The organism is Stenotrophomonas sp. SMYL89 (assembly GCF_036319985.1).
Lineage (GTDB): Bacteria > Pseudomonadota > Gammaproteobacteria > Xanthomonadales > Xanthomonadaceae > Stenotrophomonas > Stenotrophomonas maltophilia_Q.
In genome coordinates, this window is the sequence record NZ_JAWIRW010000001.1 from 1 (window position 1) to 22,600 (window position 22,600).

The following is a 22,600-nucleotide window of genomic DNA, read 5'->3' on the forward strand; positions in this document are numbered from 1 at the left end:
CGACGTTAAGGTGCGGGATGGGGATCGCTCGGCTCGTCTGTCGGCTGGTACCCGCAGATATCATGTTGACGGTCCCTCCACCCTGGCTCCTACATACCTCGTAGGAGCCGGGAGGAACATACAAGCCCATGCTCGGCTATCGCGCGCAGCGCGGGTTTCCTTCGCTCGAAACGAAGAGCAGCCGAGCATGGGCTCGGCTCTACAGAAAGTTACGGCGAGGGCTTGGCCAGCGCTTTGGCCTTTGCATACAGCCGATCAGCCGCTTCTCTTTCGCCCAATGCCGCATGGCACTCAGCCAGGCTGTCCCACGCGTTGGCCGAATCCGGATACAGCTCGGCGTTGAGCGCGAACACTTTCAGTGCTTTGCTGGCACCCAGACTCTCGCGGATGGCATAGCCACTGGCGTTGATCGCACGTTCCAGCTCGCTGCCCGTCACCCGATTGTCATCGCGCAACCAGCTGCGTATCGCCTGGGCACCGCCAGCGTCATCATCCAGCGCATACGCGATCAGCCGCTCGGACAGCACCGCATGCGGAAACTCCTCGGGCGCGACCACCGCCATCGTGCTTTCCACCAGCGTGCTCGACCACACATTGCGCGCACTGCCATTGGTCAGGTACACGAATACCCAGTAGCCATTCGCCAGCGTGCCCTTGTAGGCCAGCCGCGCACGCACTCGGGTGCCGCCATCATGGCCGACCTGGGTGTAGCCGTCGCTGCGGGTGGTGTCCCAGCCGGTGGAGAAGAAATTTCTGCCGCCGCCGGTCAGCTTCTGCGGCTGCCACAGCGTTTCCAGCGTGGCTGTGCGCAGCAGCTTGCCGGTGGCCAGTGCCTGCAGGAAGCGGTTCATGTCACCCACGGTGGTCTGCAGATCGGCATGGCCCCAGCCGTAGTCCGGCCAGGGATCTTCATTGGCCGTCTGTAGTTGGCCGTCCTTGCCAATGTAAGGAACTGCCGCGAGCTGGGCCGGTACGCTGGCCACGCCCCAGGAGGTGCTGGCCATCTTCAGCGGCTGCAGGATGCGCTCGCGCGCGATGGCCGGGAAGGGTTTGCGATAGTGCGCTTCCAGCAACGCCGTCAGCACCAGGTAGTTGGCCTGGGTGTACTGCACACGGCTGCCGGTGGCGAACTGCATCGGCGCGGCCGCGGCGACCTTCAGGGCTGCCGCAAGATCCGGCGCGACGCCACTGTAGCCCTTGCTGATCCAACGGTTGTCGACGCGGTCGTAGTACTCGCCGATGCCCGAACTGTGGTTGAGGAAGTCGCGCACCGGGATCGTCTGCCATGCGGCCGGCAGGTCCGGCACATAGCGGCTCGCCGGCGCATCCAGATCCACCTTGCCCTGATCGACCAGTTGCATCACCAGCGTGCTGGTCAGCAGCTTGGCCATCGACTGCGCGGCGAAGATGGAATCGAGGGTGGCCAGTGCATGGCTGGTGGGATCACGATCGCCGCTGGCGCCCTGGTAGAGCACCTGACCGTTGTGGGCGACCAGCACCGACTGGCCGGCAATGCCGTAGCGCTCGCGATTGGTCTGTAGCTGCGCGTCCAGCTGCGCGGTGAGCCCCCCTGGAACGTCACGGGCCGAAGCGGGCAGGGCGATGGCCAGGGCACAGAGCAATAGGACAGCAAGCGTGCGGTACATCGCGGTGTTCCGTCAGCGGCGATGGCGCATCTTGGTCACGGTGGAAGAGCAGGTCAAGCAGGTAGAGCCGAGCCGATGCTCGGCTGACTTTGGGCCAGACGTCGTGCACTCGGAAAAAATCGAGCCGAGCATGGGCTCGGCTCTACAGGTAGTTCCGGTAGCGCCGGGCCATGCCCGGCGGCAGTCGTGCAGGGATGCGATCAGCCGAGGATTCCCGGCAGATCCAGTCCCTTTTCCTTCGCGCAGTCGATCGCGATCTCATAACCCGCATCGGCATGGCGCATCACGCCAGTGGCCGGGTCGTTCCACAGCACGCGGCCAATCCGCTTCGCCGCCGCTTCGGTGCCATCGCAGACGATGACCATGCCGGCATGCTGCGAGAAGCCCATGCCGACGCCGCCACCGTGGTGCAGTGAGACCCAGGTCGCGCCGCTGGCGGTATTGAGCAGGGCGTTCAACAGCGGCCAGTCGGACACGGCATCGGAACCATCGGCCATCGCCTCGGTTTCGCGGTTCGGCGATGCCACGCTCCCGCTGTCCAGGTGGTCGCGGCCGATCACCACCGGTGCCTTCAGTTCACCGTTGGCCACCATCTCGTTGAAGGCCAGGCCCAGACGATCGCGATCACCCAGGCCGACCCAGCAGATGCGCGCCGGCAGGCCCTGGAACTTGATCTTCTCGGCGGCCATGTCCAGCCAGCGGTGCAGGTGCGGGTTGTCCGGAATGAGTTCCTTCACCTTGGCATCGGTCTTGGCGATGTCTTCCGGGTCGCCACTCAGCGCCGCCCAGCGGAATGGGCCGATGCCACGGCAGAACAGCGGGCGGATGTAGGCCGGCACGAAACCGGGGAAGTCGAAGGCATTGGCCACGCCTTCTTCCAGCGCCATCTGCCGCAGGTTGTTGCCGTAGTCCACGGTGGGTACGCCCAACGCGTGGAAACCGAGCATGGCGCGGATGTGGTTGGCCATCGACGCGCGCGCGGCCTTCTCCACTTCCTTGGGGGCGGACACGCGCTTGTCGTCCCACTGCTCGACGGTCCAGCCCTGCGGCAGGTAGCCGTTCACCGGGTCGTGCGCGGAGGTCTGGTCGGTCAGCAGGTCCGGCTTCACGCCGCGGTTGAGCAGTTCGGCCAGCACGTCGGCAACGTTGCCGAGCAGGCCCACCGACTTCGGCGTTCCGGCCTTGCACGACTCCTCGATCAGGCGCAGCGCTTCGTCAAGATTGTCGGTCCAGGTGTCCAGATAGCCGGTGCGCAGGCGCATGTCGATGCTGCTCTTGCGGCACTCGACGGCCAGGCAGGAGGCGCCGGCCATCACGGCAGCCAGCGGCTGTGCACCGCCCATGCCGCCCAGGCCACCGGTGAACAGCCACTTCCCGGTCAGGTCGCCACCGAAATGCTGGCGGCCCATTTCCACGAAAGTCTCGTAGGTGCCCTGCACGATGCCCTGCGCGCCGATGTAGATCCAGCTGCCGGCGGTCATCTGGCCGTACATGGCCAGGCCCTTCTTATCCAGCTCGTTGAAGTGGTCCCAGTTGGCCCAGCGCGGAACCAGGTTGGAGTTGGCGATCAGCACGCGCGGCGCATCGGCATGGGTGCGGAACACGCCCACCGGCTTGCCGGACTGCACCAGCAGGGTCTGGTCGTCGTCCAGGCGCTTGAGCGTTTCGACGATGGCATCGAAGCTCTCCCAGTCACGCGCGGCGCGGCCGATGCCGCCGTACACCACCAGTTCCTGCGGCCGCTCGGCCACGTCCGGGTGCAGGTTGTTCATCAGCATGCGCAGCGGCGCTTCGGTCAGCCAGCTCTTGGCGTTGAGCGTGGTGCCGGTCGGCGCGGCGATGGTGCGGGACGGGTCGTTGCGGGTCATGCGGCGCTCCGGTTCGTAGCGAATTCAAGGCAGGCGTTGAGCACCTGCGCCAGGGTGTGGCGCAGTGGTGCGGCGTGGTCGGGGTCGAGCGGGGTGGGCCAGCTGTGCTCGTCCACCTGGTCGGGCAACGGTTCGTGCATGTAGCCGCGGCAGGCCAGCTCCATCTGCAGGCTGTGCACGCCGCCGGCGACGTTGCTGTAGTGGCGGGTGATCCAGCCGCCCTTGAAGCGGCCGTTGCGCACCTGGCTCATGCCGCTGATCTTCAGCAGGTTCTCCACCACGTCGCTCAAGGCGTTGTCGCAGGAGGTGTCTGGTGCGCCGGACGGGCCGGCGGTACCGAGGTTGAACTGCGGCAGCTCCCCGTCGAACAGATGCGGGATGTGTGAGCGGATCGAGTGCGCGTCGTACACCACCACGGTGCCGTGGCGTTCACGCAGACGCGTGATCTGCGAAGCCAGCGCATCGTGGTAAGGCAGGAAATACGTGTCGCGGCGACGGGCGATTTCTGCGTCGTCCGGTTCGCGCCCGGCGTGGTACAGCGGCTGGTTGTCGAAGGTGGTCAGCGGGCACAAGCCGGTGGTGTTCTGGCCCGGGTACAGCGACACGCCGCTGGGATCGCGGTTGAGGTCGATCACCGAACGTGAGATCGCCGAGCGCACCGTGGTCGCGCCCATGCCGCGCACGAAGTCGTACAACTCGTGCACCCACCAGTCGGCGTCGCGGCGTGCCAGCCACGGCGAGTGGTAGTCGCCGATCAGGTCGTGCGGCAGCTCGCTGCCGGTATGCGGGAAGCTGACGATCAACGGGGCGTCGCCCTCGTGCACCGTCAACCATTCGTGATGGGTGTTCATGCCTGCGGTTCCACGGTCGGCAACAGGTCGGTCAGGCCACGTGCCAGCGCGCCGCTGCGCACCAGGTGGGTGGCGGTCACCATGTCCGGGTGGAAGTAGCGGTCTTCTTCCAGCGTCGGCACCTGGGCACGCAGGGTGGCGCGCACGTTCTCGAGCGCGGCGCTGGAGCGCAGCGGGGCATGGAAATCACAACCCTGCGCGGCGGCCAGCAGCTCGATGCCGATCACGTTGGCGGCGTTCTCGGCCATCTGCATCAGGCGGCGTGCACCGTGCGCGGCCATCGACACGTGGTCCTCCTGGTTGGCCGAGGTGGGGATCGAATCGACGCTGGCCGGGTAGGCGCGCTGCTTGTTTTCCGAGACCAGCGCGGCGGCGGTCACCTGCGGAATCATGAAGCCGGAATTCAAACCCGGGCGCGGGGTCAGGAAGGCCGGCAGGCCGGACAGCGCCGGGTCCACCAGCATCGCCAGGCGGCGCTCGCTGATCGAGCCGATCTCGCACACCGCCATCGCCAGCATGTCAGCGGCGAAGGCCACCGGCTCGGCGTGGAAGTTGCCGCCAGACAGTGCTTCGCCGGTATCGGTGAATACCAGTGGATTGTCGGACACGCCATTGGCTTCGATTTCCAGCGTGGTCGCGGCCTGGCGCAGGATATCCAGCGCCGCGCCCATCACCTGCGGCTGGCAGCGCAGGCAGTACGGGTCCTGCACGCGCACGTCGTTGTCGCGGTGCGATTCGCGGATGTCCGAGCCCTGCATCAGCGTGCGCAGGGTGGCCGCGGTTGCGATCTGCCCGCGCTGGCCGCGGATGGCGTGGATGCGCGGGTCGAACGGTGTGTCAGAACCCTTGGCCGCTTCCACCGACAACGCGCCGGTGACCAGTGCCGCCTGGAACACGGTTTCGATTTCGAACAGGCCGGCCAGCGCATAGGCGGTGGAGAACTGGGTGCCGTTGAGCAGCGCCAGGCCTTCCTTTGCGCCCAGTTCGATCGGCTGCAGGCCGGCACGCGCCAATGCGTCGGTTGCGGGCAGGCGTTCGTCACCGATGAACGCTTCGCCCACACCCAGCATCACGCTGGCCAGGTGCGAAAGCGGTGCCAGATCGCCGGAAGCACCCACCGAGCCCTGCGCCGGCACCACCGGCAGCACGCCCTTGACCAGCATCGCTTCCAGCAGCAGCAGCGTTTCCTCGCGGATGCCCGACGCACCCTGCGCCAGGCTGACCAGCTTCAGCGCCATCATCAACCGCACCACGCTGGCCGGCATCGGCTCGCCCACGCCGGCGGCATGCGAGAGCACGATGTTCCGCTGCAGGGTGGCCAGGTCTTCGCGCTCGATGCGCACGCTGGCCAGCTTGCCGAAGCCGGTGTTGATGCCATACACCGGCGCGCCCTTGGCGACGATGGCGGCCACCGCCGCAGCGCTGGCGCGCACCACCGGCAGCGCAGCCGGGTCCAGTGCAAGCGGCGCACCGCGATAGACCTGCCGCCACTGGGCGAGAGTGACATGGCCGGGGCGAAGAACCAGGGTGTTGCTCATGTGTTGCTCCAGGAGGCAGGCAGGTCGGGCTGACCGCGCACCACGCGCGCGTGCAGCGGGTTGAATCCAATGCGATAGACCAGATCGGCGGGGGCGTCGATGTCCCAGATCGCCAGGTCGCAGTCCATGCCGACGGCCAGGCGGCCGATGCGCTCGCCATGGCCCAGCGCGCGCGCCGCTTCACGGGTGAAGCCGGCGATGCACTCGTCCACGGTCAGGCGGAACAGGGTGGCGCCCATGTTCATCGCCAGCAGCGGGCTGGTCAGTGGCGAAGTGCCCGGGTTGCTGTCGGTGGCCAGTGCCAGTGGCACGCCGGCCGCGCGCAATGCAGCGATCGGCGGCAGGGTGGTATCGCGGGTGAAATAGAAGGCGCCCGGCAGCAGCACGGCCACGGTGCCGGCGGCGGCCATCGCGGCGATTCCAGCGTCATCCAGATGTTCAATGTGGTCGGCGGAGAGCGCACCGAAGCCGGCCGCCAGTTCGGCACCGTGCTGGTTGCTCAGCTGTTCGGCGTGGATCTTCACCGCCAGCCCGTTCGCCCGCGCTGCCTCGAACACCTGTCGCGCCTGCGCCGGGGAAAACGCGATGTTCTCGCAGAACACGTCCACCGCTTCGGCCAGGCCTTCGGCAGCGATGGCCGGAATCATCACGTTGCACACCTCGTCGGTGTATTCCTGCGCCTCGCGGCCCGGCGGAATCGCGTGCGCGCCGAGGAAGGTGGTGACCACGTTGACCCGGCATTCCTCGCCCAGTGCGCGCGCAACCTGCAGCTGCTTGCGCTCGTCGGCCAGGGTCAGGCCGTAGCCGGACTTGATCTCGATGGTGGTCACGCCTTCGGCGCGCATCGCCAGCAGGCGTGGCCGGCTCTCGCTGGCCAGCTGCCCGGGCGTGGCAGCGCGGGTGGCGCGCACGGTGGAGACGATGCCGCCGCCGGCACGGGCGATGTCGGCATAGCTGACGCCCTGCAGGCGCTGCTCGAATTCGTTGGCGCGGTTGCCGGCGTAGACCAGGTGGGTGTGGCAGTCGATCAGGCCCGGCGACATCCAGCGACCCTCGCCGTCGATGCGGGTGGTCGGCTGCAGGTGGGTATCGCTGCCGGCGGCACCGACGTGGACGATGCGCCCGTCCGCGCAGGCCAGTACGCCATCGCGGATGACGCCCAGGCCCTCGCCGTCGAGGGTGATCAGGTGGACGTTGGACCAGAGGGTATCGACGTGCATGGCATCCACAACGCGGCTGTGCTTATATGTCTATACAATATAGGCGTCCATTTCGGGTTGTCCAGCCATGTCCGATTCGCGTTCCCAGCTCAGTTTCCATGCCACCTACGCCCTGCTGGCCCAGGGCTGGGCCCGCGATGTCCGGCTGCAGGTCCAGGACGGCCGCATCACGGCGATCAGCATGGGGCAGGGCGCGCAGGACGGTGACACCCGCGTCGGCATCCTGGTGCCGGGCCTGCCCAACCTGCACAGCCACGCGTTCCAGCGCGGCATGGCCGGCCTGACCGAGATCGGCGGCGGCGACGGTGACAGCTTCTGGAGCTGGCGCGAACTGATGTACCGCTTCCTGGCCCACCTGCGCCCGGACGCGGTGCAGGCCATCGCCGCCCAGGCCTACATGGAAATGCTGGAAAGCGGCTTCACCCGCGTCGGCGAGTTCCACTACCTGCATCACGATGCCGACGGCCAGCCGTATGCCGATCGCGCCGAGATGAGTGCGCGCATCGCTGCCGCCGCCGCGCAGACCGGCATCGGCCTGACCCTGCTGCCGGTGTTCTACGCCCACGCCGATTTCGGTGGCGCGCCGCCGAATCCGGCGCAGCGCCGCCTGATCCATGATGTCGAGGGCTTCGCGCAGCTGCTGGACGCGGCGAAGCCGGCGTTGGACGCGCTGCCCGACGCGGTGCTCGGCATCGCCCCGCACAGCCTGCGCGCGGTCACCGGGGAGGAGCTGGACGCGCTGCTGCCGCTGACCGATGGCCCGGTGCATATCCATATCGCCGAGCAGATGCGCGAAGTCGAGGCCTGCCTGGCCTGGAGCGGCCAGCGCCCGGTGCAGTGGCTGTACAACCATGTGCCGGTGGATGCGTGCTGGTGCCTGGTGCATGCCACCCATATCACCGATGACGAGCGCGCGGCCATCGTGGCCAGCGGTGCCGTGGCCGGGCTGTGCCCGATCACCGAGGCGAACCTGGGCGACGGCCTGTTCCCGATGCAGGCCTTTGCGCGCGAGGGCGGCCGTTTCGGTGTCGGCTCCGATTCCAACGTGTTGATCGATGCCGCCGAAGAACTGCGCCTGCTCGAATACGGCCAGCGGCTTACCTTGCGCGGGCGCAACGTGCTGGCCCCGGATGCCACCCGCAGTACCGGTCGTTTCCTGTTTGAAGGCGCACTGCACGGTGGTGCGCAGGCGCTGGGCGTGGCTGCTGGCCTGCAGGTCGGCGCCAGCGCCGATCTGGTTGAGCTGGACGCCGCGCACCCGGCGTTGCAGGCGCGGCAGGATGACGCATGGCTTGACAGCTGGGTGTTCGCCGCACGTAATGGCGCGCTGCGATCGGTCTGGCGACATGGCCGCCAGTGCGTGGCCGAGGGCCGCCACCTGCAGCGCGAGGCGATCACCACCGCCTTCGCCGCCGCCCTGAAGGGCGTGCTGGGCTGATCGCCTCCGCCACCGGGACCCCATTACGTGAAGGCCAGCAAGTCCGCCACGCTCAACCAGCGTATCCGCAGCGATCTGGAAAGCCGCATCCTCAGCGGGGAGTGGGCGCCGGGCTTCCGTATTCCCTACGAGCACGAGCTGATGGAACAGTACGGCTGCTCGCGGATGACGGTGAACAAGGTGCTGACCGCGCTGGCCGAGAGCGGCATGATCGAGCGTCGCCGTCGTGCGGGTTCGTTCGTAGCGCGGCAGCCGCCGCACCTGGAGCAGGTGGCGCTGGAAATTCCCGATATCGCCATGGAGGTCGGCTCGCGCGGCCACCTGTACGGCTACCGGCTGCTGCAGCGCGAGCTGCGCCTGGCCGAAAGCAGCAATGCCGGCGAGGTGGAGCTGGCCGGCCAGCAGCAGCTGCTGGCGATGCGCTGCCTGCATCTGGCCGATGGCCGCCCGCTGGCACTGGAGCATCGCCTGATCAGCCCCGTCGGCGTGCCCGAGGTGCTGGAGGTCGATTTCAGCACCACCGCGCCTGGCAGCTGGCTGCTGCAGAACGTGTCGTGGACGCGCGCGCAGCACCGCATCAGTGCCTGGGGCGCGGACACCGCCAGCGCCCAGCTGCTGGACGTGAAGCCCGGCACCGCCTGCCTGGTGATCGAGCGCCTGACCTGGCGCGGCGAACAGCCGATCACCCGCGTGCGGCAGGTGTTCCTGGGGGATGCCTGGGACCTGGTGGCGCGCTTCGCGCCGGGCGCGCGATAGGGATTCCATCCACGCATGGCGTGGATCAACGGGTCTGGAACGGCTGTCGTCTTGAACTCTGTTGATGCGTGTGTACGATGTGTATCGTCCCTGCATGAAGAGCAGGGACCTCATCCGGGATCTGGAGGGGGCGGGTTGGACCTGTTGCAGGATCCGCGGATCCCATCATGTATTCGTGCACCCGCAGCGGCCTCACATCATCACCGTGCCTCACCCCAAAAGGATCTGGGCAAGGGGCTGGTGCAGGCATTGCGGAAGCTGGCAGGACTGACGTAGGAGGTCCCATGCGCTATCCAGTCTTGATTGAGGCGGGCGATGAACGCACCGCGTGGGGTGTCATCGTTCCCGATCTGCAGGGGTGCTTTTCGGCGGCCGACACGCTTGACGATGCGCTTGGCGCTGCCGAAGAGGCTGCGCTTGCCTGGATCGATGTGGCCCTGGATGAGGGGCGCTCGATCCCCAGTCCTTCCGCGCCGCAGAAGATCGTCGCCGAGGCCTCTGGCGATACGAAATGGATTCTTGCCTACATCTGCATTGATCCGGCGCTGCTGGATGACACCATCGAGCGGGTCAACATCAGCCTGCCGCGTCGCATCCTGGCGAGGCTGGATGCGCAGGCCAGAGCTGCGGGTGAATCCCGCTCCAGTTACATTGCGCATCTCGCGGCGTTGGGCTGAGCAGGCGCCATGTAGAGCCGAGCCCATGCTCGGCTGCTGTTCGCGTGATGGGCGATGAGTCGGGGGATTCGTGCATCGGGATTCAGTAGATCCACGCCATGCGTGGATGCTCGCCCCCATCAATACGTGGCGCATTGCCGCCAGCGTACCGGCTCATTCACGCCGGGGCGGGCATTGAGCTGGATGCGCACGTTGCGCAGCGCGGGATAGCGCAGCACTTCCTCGCACACGCGTGGCCACACGGCTTCCAGTTCACCGGTGCGGTTGATCGCCAGGGTCTGCCGGGTCAGCCAGACACCGCTGGCGATACCAGGCTTGCCGGCCAGGGCGCGGGCCAGATCGGCCTGGAAGCGCTCCAGGGTGGCCGCGTCCGGATTGGGATTGCTGCGCTCATCGGTGGCCGCCGCCGTCGGCGAGGGCGCCGCAGTGATGGGCGATGCAGCCTCGCTCGCTTCGGGTGCTGCGTCGGCTGCGGGGGCGTCCGCTGGCAACGGGGCAGTCTCCACCGGCGCTGCGGCAACGGGCGCGGCGTCCTCCACATGCAGGCCCTGCAGGCCGAGCCCGACCAGCAGGCCCAGCGTCACCGAACCCAGCGCGGCGATAGCAATGCGGCGCAGCGCCTCATGCCGGGCACGGGTGCGCACGCGCGATTCGATGTCCGCCGGCAGGTAGGGTTGCAGCAACGGCCACAGGCGGGGGCCATCAAGGACTTCCACCGCCTGCTTCTCGGCAGCGCTGCGGCCATCGCGTTCGATCCGGCCTTCGGTCAGCAGCACGCCACCCTTGGCGCCGGCCAGGCGCGCGGCGGCGCCCAGTTCGTTAACCGCGGCGGTACCAATGCGATAGGCCAGGCCGTGCTTGCACGACACCAGCCAGGTGTTGGGGCCATCGCTGAGCAGAAAGTCGCTGCTGGGCTCGCGTGATTCTTCGGTGGTATCGCTGAGTTCACGCAGGCCGCGCTGTTCCCGCAGCGCGCGCTTGACCAGCACCGAGAACTCGCGCCAATGCATGCCGGCCAGCGCCTGCAGGCCCAGTTGCATCTCCTTCTGCCGCCGCTTGATCCACCACAGATAGACAACGGCCAGGGAACAGGTAAGCAGGGCCGACAGCAGGGCCAGGATCCAAGGAAGCATGCAGGAGGTGCGCGGAAGGGGCGAATGCGGAAGACGACAGTGTAAAGGTCGCACTATCCGGCTGGGTCAGGACGTTCCTGACAGGAAGCGTGACGGAACGCTCAGATCGGCATATGGCAGGCACGAAAAACCCGCCAATCCTGAAGCCGTGAGGGGAGGGAACAAACGGCAGCCGAAGCGATTGGCGGGTTGCTCGCGATTGTCAATCAAAATTTATTGCATTGCAACAATCGATGTTCAGGGCACGCTGCCCGGCGACTGATGGCTGCCCGGTGCGGGGGCATCGGCGCCCGAGGCCGCACGGTTTTCCAGCCTGGCCAGCCGCGCGTGCAGGGCGTCGATACGGGCTTCCAGCGCGGTCACCTCGTCGGCAGTGGGCACGTGCAGGCGCTTGAGCACGCCCTGCACCTGGTCGTCGAAGGCCTTTTCGACCTTGTTCCAGGTACCGGAGGCCTTCTCGCGGGCCTCATCCAGTGAGGTTTCCACGTTGTCGCGCCAGCCCGGACCCTGTTCGCCATTGCGCTCACGGCGGCGGGCTTCCCAGGCTTCGCCTTCCTTCACCAGGCCATCGAAGAAGCGGCTGCCCTCGGCCTGTGCGCGGCCCAAGGCCCCCAGGCCAGCCAGCCAGACCTGCTGGGCCGAGTCGCTGAGCCTGCGCGAGAAGCGCTCGGCCTGGTCACCGAACGAGGCGTCGTCGTTGCGGCGGTCATCGTTTTCGTACTGGTTCATCGCACTTCCCGTGGGAGTTGGGCCTGGCCCGAGAGTAGCGCGCGTTGGCGTTGCACGGCCGTGACGGCCGCCGCCGGGGTTCAGCCCAGCTTTTCCTTCAGTACGCGCTGGATCTCGCCTTCCACCATGCCTTTCATCGCCGACAACAGGAAGCCCAGCTTGGCGGTCACGTGCACGGCGCCCGGCTGCAGCTCGATCGCACCATCCACGCCGCTGCCGGAAAAGTTCAGCACGTCGGCGGTCCAGGACGACTTCAGGCCGAAGCGCTCGGACAGCTTGGCGGCGACCTGTTCGATCGCGGCGCGTGCCTGTGCGTCGGGCAGGGCGTGGGCGTGGCGGACATCGATGGTGGACATGCAGGCTCCTGGCGCAGGGCGGGGATGATCTATGAGGGCGAGCATTGTGCGCATCGAGGGGCGTCGCGCCAAGCACTCATCGCAGGTTCTTCTTCGTTGGCGGCCAACCTGCTAGGCTGCGCCGCGTGCAGAACCTGCTTGTTCACTTCAGTCAACAACAACAGCCCGACCAGCCGCTGCGGCCCGGGGTGCAACGCATCGTGCGCCAGGCCAACGGCAGTGTGCGGCTCGGCGACGCCGGCCACGGCGCCCTGCTGCTGGCGCAGTTCTGCATGGACGATCGCGGCCTCTGGCTGCAGGTCGGCAACGGTATCCGTGGCATCCATGTGAATGGTCGACCAGTGCGCCGCATGGCCCTGCTGCGTGCAGGCGACGCGGTGTATGTGGACGGCGTGGAGATGGTGCTGCAGGGCGAGGTCGAGAGCCTGCTGCAGGCACCCGCGCCGAAGAACGATGACGGCAGCGACGAGCAGCAGCGCCTGCTGCGCGGTGTCGGCGGCCTGCATCATGGCCGCAGCTTCACCCTGTCGCGGGCCCGCCTGGTCGGTCGCGGCAGTGAGGCCGACATCGCCATCGACGACCCGGCCTTCGCCGAACAGCACGCCCGCGTGGAAGTGCACGGTGATCGTGTGTTGCTGCGCGACCTCGGCAGTGCCGACGGCACCCGGGTCAACGGCGTGGCCGTGCGCCACTGCTGGCTGCAGGCCGGCGATCAGGTGGTGTTCGATGGCCAACACCGTTTCGTGCTGGAAGTGCCGCATGATCCACGTCGGCGTCCGCTGCCGGCCGAGGACGAGTCCAGCGAGGACGCGGAACAAGCGCCGGTGCTGCCGGCTGCACCGCGCAGGGTCCGGCGCTGGCCGTGGCTGCTGGCCAGCGCCTTGTTGCTGGCGGCAGTGCTCAGCCTGCTGCTCTGGTTCGGCGCGCGCTGATCCGCATCCGCCGGGTCCGCTCTGGTGGGTGCCGACCTTGGTCGGCACGCTCCTCCGGTGGGCATGACGCCTGACGGCGTACGCCGACCAAGGTCGGCGACTACCGGAGCATTGCTGCGGGCCAATGGATTCCAATGAAACCAAATTTCCCTTGCGCCACAAGGCCGCAAGGCTGGTGCACTGCGGCATACTAGGGGTCTTGCCCCACAGGTGTGACATGACGCGCGCGTTCAACTTCAGTGCCGGCCCTGCAACCTTGCCGGAATCGGTCCTGCGCCAGGCGCAGGCGGAAATGCTGGACTGGCACGGTTCCGGTGCCTCCATTGTGGAAATGAGCCATCGCGGCGCGGAATTCATGTCGGTGGCCGCCGAGGCCGAGGCCGACCTGCGTCGCCTGCTCGATATCCCCGACGACTATGCGGTGCTGTTCCTGTCCGGTGGCGCCACCACTCAGCAGGCGCTGATCCCGCTCAACTTCGCCGCCCCCGGCCAGCGCGCCGACTATGTGGTCAGTGGCCACTGGGGCAAGACCGCGGTCAAGCAGGCCGGTGTCTACGTCGACGTCAACATCGCCGCCAGCAGTGAGGGCGACGGATACCGCACCTTGCCGCCGCGTGCCGATTGGCAGCTCTCGCCCGGTGCGGCCTACGTGCACATCACCGCCAACGAGACCATCCACGGCGTCGAGTTCCGTGATGTGCCCGACACCGGCAACGTCCCGTTGATCGCCGATTTCAGTTCGTCCATCGCCAGCGAGCCGCTGGATGTGCGCCGCTACGGCGTGATCTACGCCGGCGCGCAGAAGAACCTCGGTCCGGTCGGCATCGCGGTGATGATCATCCGCCGTGACCTGCTCGAACGCAGTGGCCAGCCGCGCGCGGACATCTTCGATTACCGCTCGCACGTCGCCCGCGATTCGATGCTCAACACCCCGCCGACCTGGAACTGGTATCTGGCCGGCCTGGTGTTCAAGTGGATGCTGGCCGAGGGCGGCGTGACCGAGTTCGCCAAGCGCAACGCCGCCAAGGCCGCGTTGGTATACGGCGCCATCGACGGCTCCGGCGGCTTCTACCGCAATGAGGTCGCACATGCGGCCCGTTCGCGGATGAACATCCCGTTCTTCCTGCCCGATGCCGAACTCGACGCCCGTTTCGTCGCCGAAGCCAAGGCTGCCGGCCTGCTGGCGCTGAAGGGCCACAAGGTGGTCGGGGGCATCCGGGCCTCGCTGTACAACGCCATGCCGCTGGCCGGGGCCGAGGCGCTGGTCGCTTTCATGGCCGATTTCCAGCAGCGTCACGGTTGAGCAATGAATGGCGCGCACCGTCGGGTGCGTGCCCCGCAACAGGGAATTCCGATGGCAAGCAGCAAATCCAGCAAGAAGGCGCCGAAGAAGGCCGAACCGGCCAAGGACAGCGCGCCCACCAAGGCGAAGGGCAAGGCCAAGGCCGCGTCGAACCCGGCGCCCACCCTGGCGCCGCTGGCGCTGGCCGATGTGCGCTCGAAGATCGACCAGATCGACCGTGACATCCAGAACCTGATCGCCGAGCGCGCGCGTTTCGCCCACCAGGTCGGCAAGGCCAAGGGCAAGCTGGCCGCCGCTGTCGACTACTACCGCCCCGAGCGCGAAGCACAGGTGCTGCGCATGGTGGTCGATCGCAATGAGGGGCCGCTCAGCGACGAGCTGCTGGTGCACGTCTACCGCGAGATCATGTCGGCCTGCCTGGCCCAGCAGGAGCCGCTGAAGATCGGCTACCTCGGCCCGGAAGGCACCTTCAGCCAGCAGGCCGTGCTCAAGCACTTCGGTCGCTCGGCGCTGGGCCTGCCGATGGCCAGCATCGAGGAAGTGTTCCAGGAAGTGGAAGCCGGCAATGCCGATTTCGGCGTGGTGCCGGTGGAGAATTCGGGGCAGGGCACCATCCAGATCACCCTGGACATGTTCCTGACCTCCAACCTGAAGATCTGTGGCGAAGTGGAGCTGCGCGTGCAGCAGTACCTGATGTCGCGCAGCGGCCGCATCGAAGACATCGAGCGCATCTACGCGCACCCGCAGTCGTTCATGCAGACCTCGGCGTGGCTGCGTGCCAACCTGCCGAAGGCCGAGAAGATCCCGGTGTCGAGCAATGCCGAGGGTGCACGCCGTGCGCGCAACGCCGACGACGCGGCGGCCATCGGCGGCGAGAGCGCCGGCCATGTGTACGGCCTGAAGAAGGTGGTCACCAAGCCCATCCAGAACGATGCCGACAACACCACCCGTTTCCTGGTGGTGGGCCGCAACATCTTCCCGACCTCCGGCCACGACCGTACCTCGGTGCTGGTGTTCATCCATGACAAGCCTGGTGCGCTGTTCGACGTGCTCAGCCCGTTCGCCCGCCATGGCATCAGCATGAACCGCATCGAGTCGCGCCCGTCGCACCACGGCAAGTGGGAGTACGGCTTCTTCATCGACCTGGCCGGCCACATCGACGACGCGCCGATGCAGGCTGCCCTGGCCGAACTGGAAGCGCACTCGGCGCAGATCAAGGTGCTCGGCTCCTACCCGGTGGCCGTGCCCTGAGTGCTGCTGCGGCGGCAACGGCCGCCGCTCCCTGATGCATCGCCGGCACTGCCGGTGTTTACGGAATGATCGAACGATGAGCAACGCGCAACACTGGATTGCCCGCAAGGGCCAGCCGCTGCAGGGCAGCCTGACCATTCCCGGCGACAAGTCGGTCTCGCACCGCTCGGTGATGTTCGCCGCGCTGGCCGATGGCACCTCGCATATCGAAGGCTTCCTGGAAGGCGAAGACACCCGCGCCACCGCGCGCATCTTCAGCCAGCTCGGCGTGCGCATCGAAACGCCCAGCCCGTCGCAGCGGATCGTGCATGGCGTCGGCGTCGATGGGCTGAAGGCCCCAGACGCACCGCTGGACTGCGGCAATGCCGGTACCGGCATGCGCCTGCTGGCCGGCCTGCTGGCAGGCCAGGCCTTCGATTGCACGCTGATCGGCGATGAATCGCTGTCGGGCCGCCCGATGCGTCGCGTCACCGGCCCGCTGTCGCAGATGGGCGCGAAGATCGACACCCAGGACGACGGCACGCCGCCGCTGCAGGTGCATGGCGGCCAGTCGCTGCACGGCATCGACTTCGCCTCGCCGGTGGCCAGCGCACAGATCAAGTCGGCGGTGCTGTTGGCCGGACTGTACGCGCAGGGCGAAACCCAGGTGACCGAACCGCATCCGACCCGTGACTACACCGAGCGCATGCTGTCGGCGTTCGGCGTGGATATCGAATTCTCGCCGGGCAAGGCGTGCCTGCGTGGCGGCCAGCGCCTGCGTGCCACGGACATCGTGGTGCCGGCCGACTTCTCGTCTGCGGCGTTCTATCTGGTGGCCGCCAGCATCATTCCAGGTTCCGAACTGCGCCTGAAGCAGGTTGGCCTGAACCCGCGTCGCACCGGCCTGCTGCACGCGCTGCGCCTGATGGGCGCGGACATCACCGAAGAGAATCCGGCCGAGCAGGGGGGTGAACCCGTTGCCGATCTGGTGGTGCGCTACGCCCCGCTGAAGGGCGCGCGCATTCCGGAAGCGCTGGTGCCGGACATGATTGACGAATTCCCGGCGCTGTTCGTGGCGGCTGCCGCCGCAGAAGGCCAGACCGTGGTGAGCGGTGCGGCCGAGCTGCGAGTGAAGGAATCCGATCGTCTCGCTGCGATGGCCACCGGCCTGCGCGCGCTGGGCATGCAGGTGGACGAAACCGAAGACGGTGCCACCCTGCACGGTGGCGTGCGCTTGGGCAGCGGCACCATCGAAAGCCACGGCGACCATCGCATTGCCATGGCGTTCGCCATTGCCGGCCAGATCAGTGACGGCGAAGTGCGCATCAACGATATCGCCAACGTCGCCACGTCGTTCCCGGATTTCGACGGCCTTGCGCGCAGCGCCGGTTTCAACCTGGCCTGATCGTGAGGCTCTGTAGGGTCGAGCCATGCTCGACTCCAGAGGGAGATTGCGATGAGCCGAGCATTGCTCGGCTCTACATTCGAGGCGGCAGATAAAAGGACGGAGGCCGAAGCCTCCGTCTAAACATCACGAACCCCTCGTCCGCGATCAACGCTGCTCGGTACGGAAATCCACCGGGACCCGCACCACGCTGGCGATGGCACGGCCTTCGTGCATCGCCGGCTGGAACTTCCAGTTCTGCACAGTGCTCAGCACTGCGCGGTCCAGATCGCGACTGCGCTCGCCGCTGCGCGAAACGATCGCGGCATTGGCGACGTTGCCGCGGGTATCGACACTCAGGCTGGCGATCACGCTGCCCTGCACGCCACTACGCAGCGCGGCGGCGGGGTAGGTGGGCATGCGGTTGCTGGCCAGCGGCCGGGCCTCACGATTGCGCACTACCGGGGCGGCCTTCCGCGAAGCAGTAGCGGGGGCTGCCTGGGGCGCGGCAGGGGCCGCTGCATCCGTCACCGCTGCCTCCTCGGGGGCGGGAAGCATGCGCTCACCAACTGGCGCCGGTGCCACGTCTTCCTGGTTCGAATGACGCAGCCAGAGCAGGGCGGCCGCAAACATCGCCACGATCAGCGCGATCCACATCCAGGGCGAGGTGGGTTTGTGCTGCAGGTTGGAATCTTCCTGCAGATGCGGCGAATGAAGGTCTTCGTGGGTGGTGGCAGCCATCGCTAACTCCTTCCGTCAATGGACGACATGGGAAGTGTTGCGCGAGCCACGGACGAGAAGTGTCAGCGTTGCGTCAACGCCACCGGCAGGGTTCAGTTTGCCTGCCGGGAAGCGTTCAGTTACTGCGTCTTGAAGTCGAACGGCACTTCAATGCTGCCGGGGACGGCCTGGCCGTTGCTCTGCGCCGGAGTGAAGCGCCAGCGGCGCACGGCGTCTGTGGCGGCACGGTCGAGCTCGCGTGAACCGCTGCGCTGGATCACCGTGGCGTTGTTTGGATAGCCAGTGGCGTCCACGTCCACCCGCACCACCACGGTGCCGGTCTCGCCAGCGCGCAGCGCGGCAGCCGGGTAGGCGGGTGGCGGCGACTGGCCGGCAATCGGCATCGGCTGGCTGTTGCCGGTGGCCGCCGGCGCAGGGCCCGGTGCGGCCGGGGTCGCTTCAGCGATGGGGGCAGGCGGCGGTGGGGCCGTTTCGACCAGCTTTGGTGCTTCTTCCTCTACCGGGGCCGGCTTGGCATCGGGCATGTCGCTGGAACCGGCCGCAGCGGCCAACGGCTCCGGCAGGGGCTCGATCTGGGCGGTTTCCTGCGGGGTCTGCGCGGCAGGATCGGCGCGGAAGAACTCCTTGTCGCGACCGGTCAGCCAGACCAGCACGAACAGCAGCACGCCCACCCCGAAGGCGATACCGGCGATCTTCAGGGCATTGCGCGGGATATGCACAGTGAACGACTTGGCGGACGACGAGCGGGGTGCAGACATGGACCGGACCAGTACGGAATGGCTCGATTCTGCCACGGCGGGAATGAACCGGGCGGCAGAAATCCGTATAACAAGCGATAATCCCATTCCTGATACCCACCACGACACCTGCCATGCTTGATCCAGCCCTGCTCCGCCACCAGCCCGCCGACCTCGCCGAACGCCTGCGCACCAGCCGTGGCTTCGAGCTCGACGTGTCTGCCCTGGAGTCCCTGGAGGCCGATCGCAAGCGCATCCAGGTGCGGACCCAGGAGCTGCAGAGCCTGCGCAACAGCCGTTCCAAGGCCATCGGCCAGGCCAAAGCCAAGGGCGAGGACGTTTCGGCCATCATGGCCGAGGTTGCCGCCTTCGCCGACGAGCTCAAGGCCTCGGAAGTGGCGCTGGACGAGCTGCGCGAGAAGATCGAAGCGATCTCGATGGGCATTCCGAACCTGCCGGCCGATGACGTGCCGGCCGGTGCCGACGAGAACGACAACGTCGAGCAGGCGCGCTGGGGCACCCCGCGCCAGTTCGATTTCAAGGTGCTTGACCACGTCGAACTGGGCGCCCGCAACGGGTGGCTGGACGGCGAGACCGCGGCCAAGCTGTCCGGCTCGCGCTTCACGGTGCTGCGCGGCCCGATCGCGCGCCTGCACCGTGCGCTGGCCCAGTTCATGGTCGACCTGCACACCGGTGAGCACGGCTATGAGGAAACCAACGTGCCGCTGCTGGTCAACGCCGATTCGCTGCGCGGCACCAGCCAGCTGCCGAAGTTCGAGGACGACCTGTTCAAGACCGCCGTGGGCGACTCCACGCGTTACCTGATCCCGACCTCGGAAGTGCCGCTGACCAACATCGTGCGCGATGAGATCGTCGACGCCGAGCGCCTGCCGCTGCGCATGACTGCCCACTCGATGTGCTTCCGCGCCGAGGCCGGCAGTGGTGGCCGCGACGTGCGCGGCATGATCCGCCAGCACCAGTTCGAGAAGGTCGAGCTGGTGTCGATCAGCCGCCCGGAAGACAGCGACGCCGAACACCAGCGCATGACCCGTTGCGCCGAAGTGGTGCTGGAAAAGCTGGGCCTGCCGTACCGGAAGGTGCTGCTGTGCACCGGCGACATGGGCTTCTCAGCCATCAAGACTTACGACCTGGAAGTCTGGCTGCCGTCGCAGCAGACCTACCGCGAGATCTCCTCGTGCTCGAACTGTGGTGACTTCCAGGCCCGTCGCATGCAGGCGCGCTGGCGCAACCCGGCCACCGGCAAGCCGGAACTGGCACACACCCTGAACGGCTCGGGCGTGGCGGTCGGCCGCGCGATGATCGCGGTGATGGAGAACTACCAGAACGCCGATGGCAGCATCACCGTGCCGGAAGCGCTGCGCCCGTACATGGGTGGGCTGGAAACCATCGCCTGACAACCGGCGCGTTGCGCCGCCGCCCGAGCATAGGCTCGGGCGCTACAGATCCATGTAGAGCCGAGCCTATGCTCGGCTGCTCCTGCCCATCGCCGGCCGCATTGATTGTCGGGGCTCCGCGCCGCCGCCCGAGCATAGGCTCGGGCGCTACAGATCCATGTAGAGCCGAGCCTATGCTCGGCTGCTCCTGCCCATCGCCAGTCGCATTGATTGTCGGGGCTCCGCGCCGCCGCCCGAGCATAGGCTCGGGCGCTACAGATCCATGTAGAGCCGAGCCTATGCTCGGCTGCTCCTGCCCATCGCCGGCCGCTTTGATTGTGGGCGCTCGGCGCCGCCGCCGAGCATGGGCTCGGCGCTACTGGGTCTCTGTTGCCCGCAGCTTCTCCAGGGGTACCCATCCCGGTTCGCCGGTCTCCGGCACGCACCACGCCCAACCATTGAGCGTGCGCAGCCCACGCAGCAACTGCCCGGGATCCACATCCAGTTCCCGCGCGCAGTAATCCTCCGTGGCAAACGCGTCACCCTGCGCATCGCGACCGATCACCGGTGCCGGCACGAATCCGGGCTGCTGCCCCTCGGCCTCGCACAGGAACCAGTCCTTCCAGCCCTCCGGGCCTTCATAGCGTTTGCCCACCGCCAGCGCCTGGCCGCGGCGCAGGGTGATCGGGTGTGGAAATTCGCTGCGGTGCGCAGTGGTCACGATGTAGTTCATGGCCCACTGTACCGTTTCCGCCGGGCATGGCCCGGCGCCACCTTCCGGATCCGATAGCGCCGGGCCATGCCCGGCGGGCGGGAATCGGTCCACAAAAAAACGGCCCCGCAGAGCGGGGCCGTCAGGGTGGGCCGGGATGGGGGAGGGGATCCCGGCCCGCGTTCAGCGCCTCGACGAGGAGAGAGCGGCGCCGAACGCTGGAACGCTTATGCCGCGACGGCGTCTGCCGCTTCGTGCGACGGCAGTGCCGCCAGCGCGCCGGCAATGGCGTCTTCACGGTGCTGCGGCGAGTAGGCGATGCCCTCGGCACGCACGAATTCGATGTCGTTGATGCCCCAGAAGGCGAACGTCTGGCGCAGGAACGGCTCCTGGAAGTCGGCCGGAGAATCGGTGTAGATGCCACCGCGGCTGCTGACCACGATCACGCGCTTGCCGCCGGCCAGGCCGATCGGGCCGTTCTCGGTGTACTTGAAGGTGCGCCCGGCCACGGCCACGCGGTCGATCCAGGCCTTCAGCGTGGACGGGATGCTGAAGTTGTACATCGGCGCGCCGATCACCACGATGTCCGCGGCAAGGAACTGCTCGAGCACCTGTTCAGCATCGGCGGCCTCCACCGCATCCGCCTTGGCCAGCGAACTGCTGCGCAGATGCGGTACCGGATTGGCGTCAAGATCGCGATAATCGACCTGCAGGCCTTCGATCTGCTGCTTGAACCGGGCCACCACGGCGGCGGTCAGGTGGCGGGAGACGGAGTTCTCGCCAAGCACGCTGGCGTCGAGATGCAGAAGCTTCATGGCAGTCACCTATGTTCTTATGTTCTGGAAGGAAGAAGCGGGTAGGCCCCGCCGACGGAGAGAACGATAGGTTGTTGCAAAGGCGGGATAAAGGTGATTGAATGCCACGTATTGTTCTAGATATGGAACTCGGGCATGCATGACCTGAATGATCTGTACTACTTTGCGATGGTGGTCGACCACGGCGGATTTGCCGCCGCTGAGCGCGCGCTGGGCATCCCCAAGTCGCGCCTGAGCCGTCGCATCAGCCAGCTGGAGACCGACCTGGGCGTGCGCCTGCTGCAGCGCTCCACGCGCCGTTTCGCGGTTACCGACGTTGGCACCAGCGTGCACCGCCACGCGCAGACGATGCTGGCCGAGGCGCAGGCCGCCCGCGAAGTGGTGGACCGCCTCAGTGCGGAACCGCGTGGCGTGGTGCGTGCCAGCGTGCCGGTCTCGCTGGCGCAGATGCAGCTGCCCAAGCTGCTGCCCAAGTTCCTCGAGCAGTACCCGAAGGTGCGCCTGCAGCTGAACATCAGCAACCGCCGCGTGGACATCATCAATGAAGGCTACGACGTGGCCCTGCGCGTGCGTTCGCGCCTGGACGACGACGGCAGCCTGGTGATGCGCAGCTTCGGCCAGGTGCAGGAACTGCTGGTAGCCAGCCCTAAATACCTGGACCGCGCTGGCCGCCCGAAGGACCCGGAAGAGCTGACCCAGCACGTCACCCTCAGCATCAGCGAAGACGAGGCACGCCAGCGCTGGGAGCTGCATGGCCCGGAAGGCGAAGTGCGCCGGGTCGACCTGCAGCCACGCGTGGCCGGCTTCGACTTCCCGCTGCTGCAGAGCATGGTCAAGGACGGTTTCGGCATCACCATGCTGCCGGAAACCGTGTGCGCCGATGCCGTGCGCAATGGCGAGCTGGAAGTGGTGCTGCCGGACTGGTCGCTGCCGCAGGGCGTGTGCCATGCCGTGTTCGCCTCGCGCCGTGGCCTGCTGCCGGCGGTGCGCGTGTTCATCGACTTCCTGGCCGAGCACCTGCCGCCGCAGCTGGAGGCCTCGCGCCTGCATTGCGATGGGGCCTGCGAGAAGGCCAAGGAGCGGATCAAGGCCAGTGCGCTGGGCGCGCTGGCGGTGGATGCGGGCTGAGAGAGCTGAACG

General features: G+C 67.3%; 22 protein-coding genes. 10 read left to right on the forward strand and 12 right to left on the reverse strand.

The window, feature by feature from the left end:
* Positions 1-209 precede the first annotated feature (209 nt).
* The 5 genes from V3B41_RS00005 to hutI all read right to left on the reverse strand — a co-directional run bounded on the left by V3B41_RS00005 (position 210) and on the right by hutI (position 7,123).
* The gene (locus V3B41_RS00005) at positions 210-1,646 is read right to left on the reverse strand and encodes a serine hydrolase domain-containing protein (RefSeq protein WP_329859529.1); all 1,437 of its coding nucleotides are present in this window, start codon (positions 1,644-1,646) and stop codon (positions 210-212) included.
* A 200-nt stretch (positions 1,647-1,846) separates the two neighbouring features.
* Positions 1,847-3,514: a urocanate hydratase gene (gene hutU / locus V3B41_RS00010; protein WP_049427583.1), complete on the reverse strand. Its 1,668-nt coding sequence runs from the start codon at positions 3,512-3,514 to the stop codon at positions 1,847-1,849.
* On the reverse strand, positions 3,511-4,365 hold the full coding sequence (hutG, locus tag V3B41_RS00015) for an N-formylglutamate deformylase (RefSeq protein WP_329859530.1): 855 nt from the start codon (positions 4,363-4,365) through the stop codon (positions 3,511-3,513). The genes hutU and hutG overlap by 4 nt, the downstream gene beginning before the upstream one ends.
* Entirely contained in the window at positions 4,362-5,903 is a 1,542-nt protein-coding gene (hutH, locus tag V3B41_RS00020; protein ID WP_197619779.1) for a histidine ammonia-lyase, read from the reverse strand. Before hutH ends, hutG begins: the two co-directional genes overlap by 4 nt.
* Positions 5,900-7,123 carry an imidazolonepropionase gene (hutI, locus tag V3B41_RS00025; protein WP_049427589.1) on the reverse strand — a complete coding sequence of 408 codons (1,224 nt, stop codon included), beginning with the start codon at positions 7,121-7,123 and terminating at the stop codon, positions 5,900-5,902. The genes hutH and hutI overlap by 4 nt, the downstream gene beginning before the upstream one ends.
* 67 nt (positions 7,124-7,190) lie before the next feature.
* Between hutI and V3B41_RS00030 the strand changes: the two genes are divergently transcribed.
* The 4 genes from V3B41_RS00030 to V3B41_RS00045 all read left to right on the forward strand — a co-directional run bounded on the left by V3B41_RS00030 (position 7,191) and on the right by V3B41_RS00045 (position 9,994).
* Positions 7,191-8,561, forward strand: coding sequence for a formimidoylglutamate deiminase (locus tag V3B41_RS00030; protein WP_049427591.1), 1,371 nt, complete (start codon positions 7,191-7,193; stop codon positions 8,559-8,561).
* A gap of 27 nt (positions 8,562-8,588) precedes the next feature.
* Positions 8,589-9,317, forward strand: coding sequence for a histidine utilization repressor (gene hutC / locus V3B41_RS00035; RefSeq protein WP_049427593.1), 729 nt, complete (start codon positions 8,589-8,591; stop codon positions 9,315-9,317).
* A 94-nt stretch (positions 9,318-9,411) separates the two neighbouring features.
* Positions 9,412-9,588 carry a type II toxin-antitoxin system HicA family toxin gene (locus V3B41_RS00040; RefSeq protein ID WP_329859977.1) on the forward strand — a complete coding sequence of 59 codons (177 nt, stop codon included), beginning with the start codon at positions 9,412-9,414 and terminating at the stop codon, positions 9,586-9,588.
* Positions 9,589-9,601: 13 nt separating this feature from the next.
* Positions 9,602-9,994 (forward strand): type II toxin-antitoxin system HicB family antitoxin, encoded by a 393-nt coding sequence (locus tag V3B41_RS00045; RefSeq protein ID WP_197619783.1) that lies wholly within the window; start codon positions 9,602-9,604, stop codon positions 9,992-9,994.
* Between the two features lie 119 nt (positions 9,995-10,113).
* Here V3B41_RS00045 and V3B41_RS00050 read toward each other — a convergent pair whose 3' ends face one another.
* The 3 genes from V3B41_RS00050 to V3B41_RS00060 form a co-directional block, all read right to left on the reverse strand.
* Complete coding sequence (locus tag V3B41_RS00050) at positions 10,114-11,127, reverse strand: restriction endonuclease (RefSeq protein WP_329859531.1); 1,014 nt, start codon at positions 11,125-11,127, stop codon at positions 10,114-10,116.
* 237 nt (positions 11,128-11,364) lie between these two features.
* On the reverse strand, positions 11,365-11,856 hold the full coding sequence (locus V3B41_RS00055) for a phasin family protein (RefSeq protein ID WP_329859532.1): 492 nt from the start codon (positions 11,854-11,856) through the stop codon (positions 11,365-11,367).
* A gap of 80 nt (positions 11,857-11,936) precedes the next feature.
* The gene (locus V3B41_RS00060) at positions 11,937-12,212 is read right to left on the reverse strand and encodes a polyhydroxyalkanoic acid system family protein (protein WP_197619786.1); all 276 of its coding nucleotides are present in this window, start codon (positions 12,210-12,212) and stop codon (positions 11,937-11,939) included.
* A gap of 125 nt (positions 12,213-12,337) precedes the next feature.
* Here V3B41_RS00060 and V3B41_RS00065 point away from each other — a divergent pair, with 125 nt between their 5' ends.
* The 4 genes from V3B41_RS00065 (at position 12,338) to aroA (ending at position 17,082) form a co-directional block, all read left to right on the forward strand.
* Positions 12,338-13,144: an FHA domain-containing protein gene (locus V3B41_RS00065; protein ID WP_197619787.1), complete on the forward strand. Its 807-nt coding sequence runs from the start codon at positions 12,338-12,340 to the stop codon at positions 13,142-13,144.
* A gap of 217 nt (positions 13,145-13,361) precedes the next feature.
* Complete coding sequence (gene serC, locus V3B41_RS00070; RefSeq protein ID WP_049427601.1) at positions 13,362-14,447, forward strand: 3-phosphoserine/phosphohydroxythreonine transaminase; 1,086 nt, start codon at positions 13,362-13,364, stop codon at positions 14,445-14,447.
* Between the two features lie 51 nt (positions 14,448-14,498).
* Complete coding sequence (pheA, locus tag V3B41_RS00075) at positions 14,499-15,698, forward strand: prephenate dehydratase (RefSeq protein WP_006452477.1); 1,200 nt, start codon at positions 14,499-14,501, stop codon at positions 15,696-15,698.
* A gap of 76 nt (positions 15,699-15,774) precedes the next feature.
* Positions 15,775-17,082 carry a 3-phosphoshikimate 1-carboxyvinyltransferase gene (gene aroA, locus V3B41_RS00080; protein ID WP_295550550.1) on the forward strand — a complete coding sequence of 436 codons (1,308 nt, stop codon included), beginning with the start codon at positions 15,775-15,777 and terminating at the stop codon, positions 17,080-17,082.
* A 147-nt stretch (positions 17,083-17,229) separates the two neighbouring features.
* Here aroA and V3B41_RS00085 read toward each other — a convergent pair whose 3' ends face one another.
* Both V3B41_RS00085 and V3B41_RS00090 read right to left on the reverse strand, forming a co-directional pair.
* Positions 17,230-17,802, reverse strand: coding sequence for an energy transducer TonB (locus V3B41_RS00085; RefSeq protein WP_049430059.1), 573 nt, complete (start codon positions 17,800-17,802; stop codon positions 17,230-17,232).
* A 119-nt stretch (positions 17,803-17,921) separates the two neighbouring features.
* Positions 17,922-18,560: an energy transducer TonB gene (locus tag V3B41_RS00090; protein WP_049430060.1), complete on the reverse strand. Its 639-nt coding sequence runs from the start codon at positions 18,558-18,560 to the stop codon at positions 17,922-17,924.
* Between the two features lie 113 nt (positions 18,561-18,673).
* Here V3B41_RS00090 and serS point away from each other — a divergent pair, with 113 nt between their 5' ends.
* Positions 18,674-19,954, forward strand: a complete 1,281-nt coding sequence (serS, locus tag V3B41_RS00095; protein ID WP_049430061.1) for a serine--tRNA ligase — start codon at positions 18,674-18,676, stop codon at positions 19,952-19,954.
* A 355-nt stretch (positions 19,955-20,309) separates the two neighbouring features.
* On the opposite strand, the gene V3B41_RS00100 is transcribed toward serS, so the two are convergent.
* On the reverse strand, positions 20,310-20,666 hold the full coding sequence (locus V3B41_RS00100; RefSeq protein WP_197619788.1) for a ligand-binding protein SH3: 357 nt from the start codon (positions 20,664-20,666) through the stop codon (positions 20,310-20,312).
* A 206-nt stretch (positions 20,667-20,872) separates the two neighbouring features.
* Entirely contained in the window at positions 20,873-21,460 is a 588-nt protein-coding gene (locus tag V3B41_RS00105; RefSeq protein ID WP_197619789.1) for an NAD(P)H-dependent oxidoreductase, read from the reverse strand.
* A 135-nt stretch (positions 21,461-21,595) separates the two neighbouring features.
* On the opposite strand from V3B41_RS00105, the gene V3B41_RS00110 reads away from it, so the two are divergent.
* Positions 21,596-22,588 carry a LysR family transcriptional regulator gene (locus tag V3B41_RS00110; RefSeq protein WP_049429058.1) on the forward strand — a complete coding sequence of 331 codons (993 nt, stop codon included), beginning with the start codon at positions 21,596-21,598 and terminating at the stop codon, positions 22,586-22,588.
* The last annotated feature ends 12 nt before the right edge of the window (positions 22,589-22,600 follow it).

Coding starts and splice junctions, on each gene's coding strand:
- hutH (WP_197619779.1), bottom strand. CDS start 5,903: ATGAGCAACACCCTGGTTCTTCGCCCCGGCCATGTCACTCTCGCCCAG.
- V3B41_RS00090 (WP_049430060.1), bottom strand. CDS start 18,560: ATGTCTGCACCCCGCTCGTCGTCCGCCAAGTCGTTCACTGTGCATATC.
- V3B41_RS00110 (WP_049429058.1), top strand. CDS start 21,596: ATGCATGACCTGAATGATCTGTACTACTTTGCGATGGTGGTCGACCAC.
- hutI (WP_049427589.1), bottom strand. CDS start 7,123: ATGCACGTCGATACCCTCTGGTCCAACGTCCACCTGATCACCCTCGAC.
- V3B41_RS00045 (WP_197619783.1), top strand. CDS start 9,602: ATGCGCTATCCAGTCTTGATTGAGGCGGGCGATGAACGCACCGCGTGG.
- V3B41_RS00100 (WP_197619788.1), bottom strand. CDS start 20,666: ATGAACTACATCGTGACCACTGCGCACCGCAGCGAATTTCCACACCCG.
- V3B41_RS00060 (WP_197619786.1), bottom strand. CDS start 12,212: ATGTCCACCATCGATGTCCGCCACGCCCACGCCCTGCCCGACGCACAG.
- V3B41_RS00050 (WP_329859531.1), bottom strand. CDS start 11,127: ATGCTTCCTTGGATCCTGGCCCTGCTGTCGGCCCTGCTTACCTGTTCC.
- pheA (WP_006452477.1), top strand. CDS start 14,499: ATGGCAAGCAGCAAATCCAGCAAGAAGGCGCCGAAGAAGGCCGAACCG.
- aroA (WP_295550550.1), top strand. CDS start 15,775: ATGAGCAACGCGCAACACTGGATTGCCCGCAAGGGCCAGCCGCTGCAG.
- V3B41_RS00005 (WP_329859529.1), bottom strand. CDS start 1,646: ATGTACCGCACGCTTGCTGTCCTATTGCTCTGTGCCCTGGCCATCGCC.
- V3B41_RS00040 (WP_329859977.1), top strand. CDS start 9,412: ATGAAGAGCAGGGACCTCATCCGGGATCTGGAGGGGGCGGGTTGGACC.
- V3B41_RS00105 (WP_197619789.1), bottom strand. CDS start 21,460: ATGAAGCTTCTGCATCTCGACGCCAGCGTGCTTGGCGAGAACTCCGTC.
- serC (WP_049427601.1), top strand. CDS start 13,362: ATGACGCGCGCGTTCAACTTCAGTGCCGGCCCTGCAACCTTGCCGGAA.
- serS (WP_049430061.1), top strand. CDS start 18,674: ATGCTTGATCCAGCCCTGCTCCGCCACCAGCCCGCCGACCTCGCCGAA.
- hutU (WP_049427583.1), bottom strand. CDS start 3,514: ATGACCCGCAACGACCCGTCCCGCACCATCGCCGCGCCGACCGGCACC.
- V3B41_RS00085 (WP_049430059.1), bottom strand. CDS start 17,802: ATGGCTGCCACCACCCACGAAGACCTTCATTCGCCGCATCTGCAGGAA.
- V3B41_RS00030 (WP_049427591.1), top strand. CDS start 7,191: ATGTCCGATTCGCGTTCCCAGCTCAGTTTCCATGCCACCTACGCCCTG.
- V3B41_RS00055 (WP_329859532.1), bottom strand. CDS start 11,856: ATGAACCAGTACGAAAACGATGACCGCCGCAACGACGACGCCTCGTTC.
- hutG (WP_329859530.1), bottom strand. CDS start 4,365: ATGAACACCCATCACGAATGGTTGACGGTGCACGAGGGCGACGCCCCG.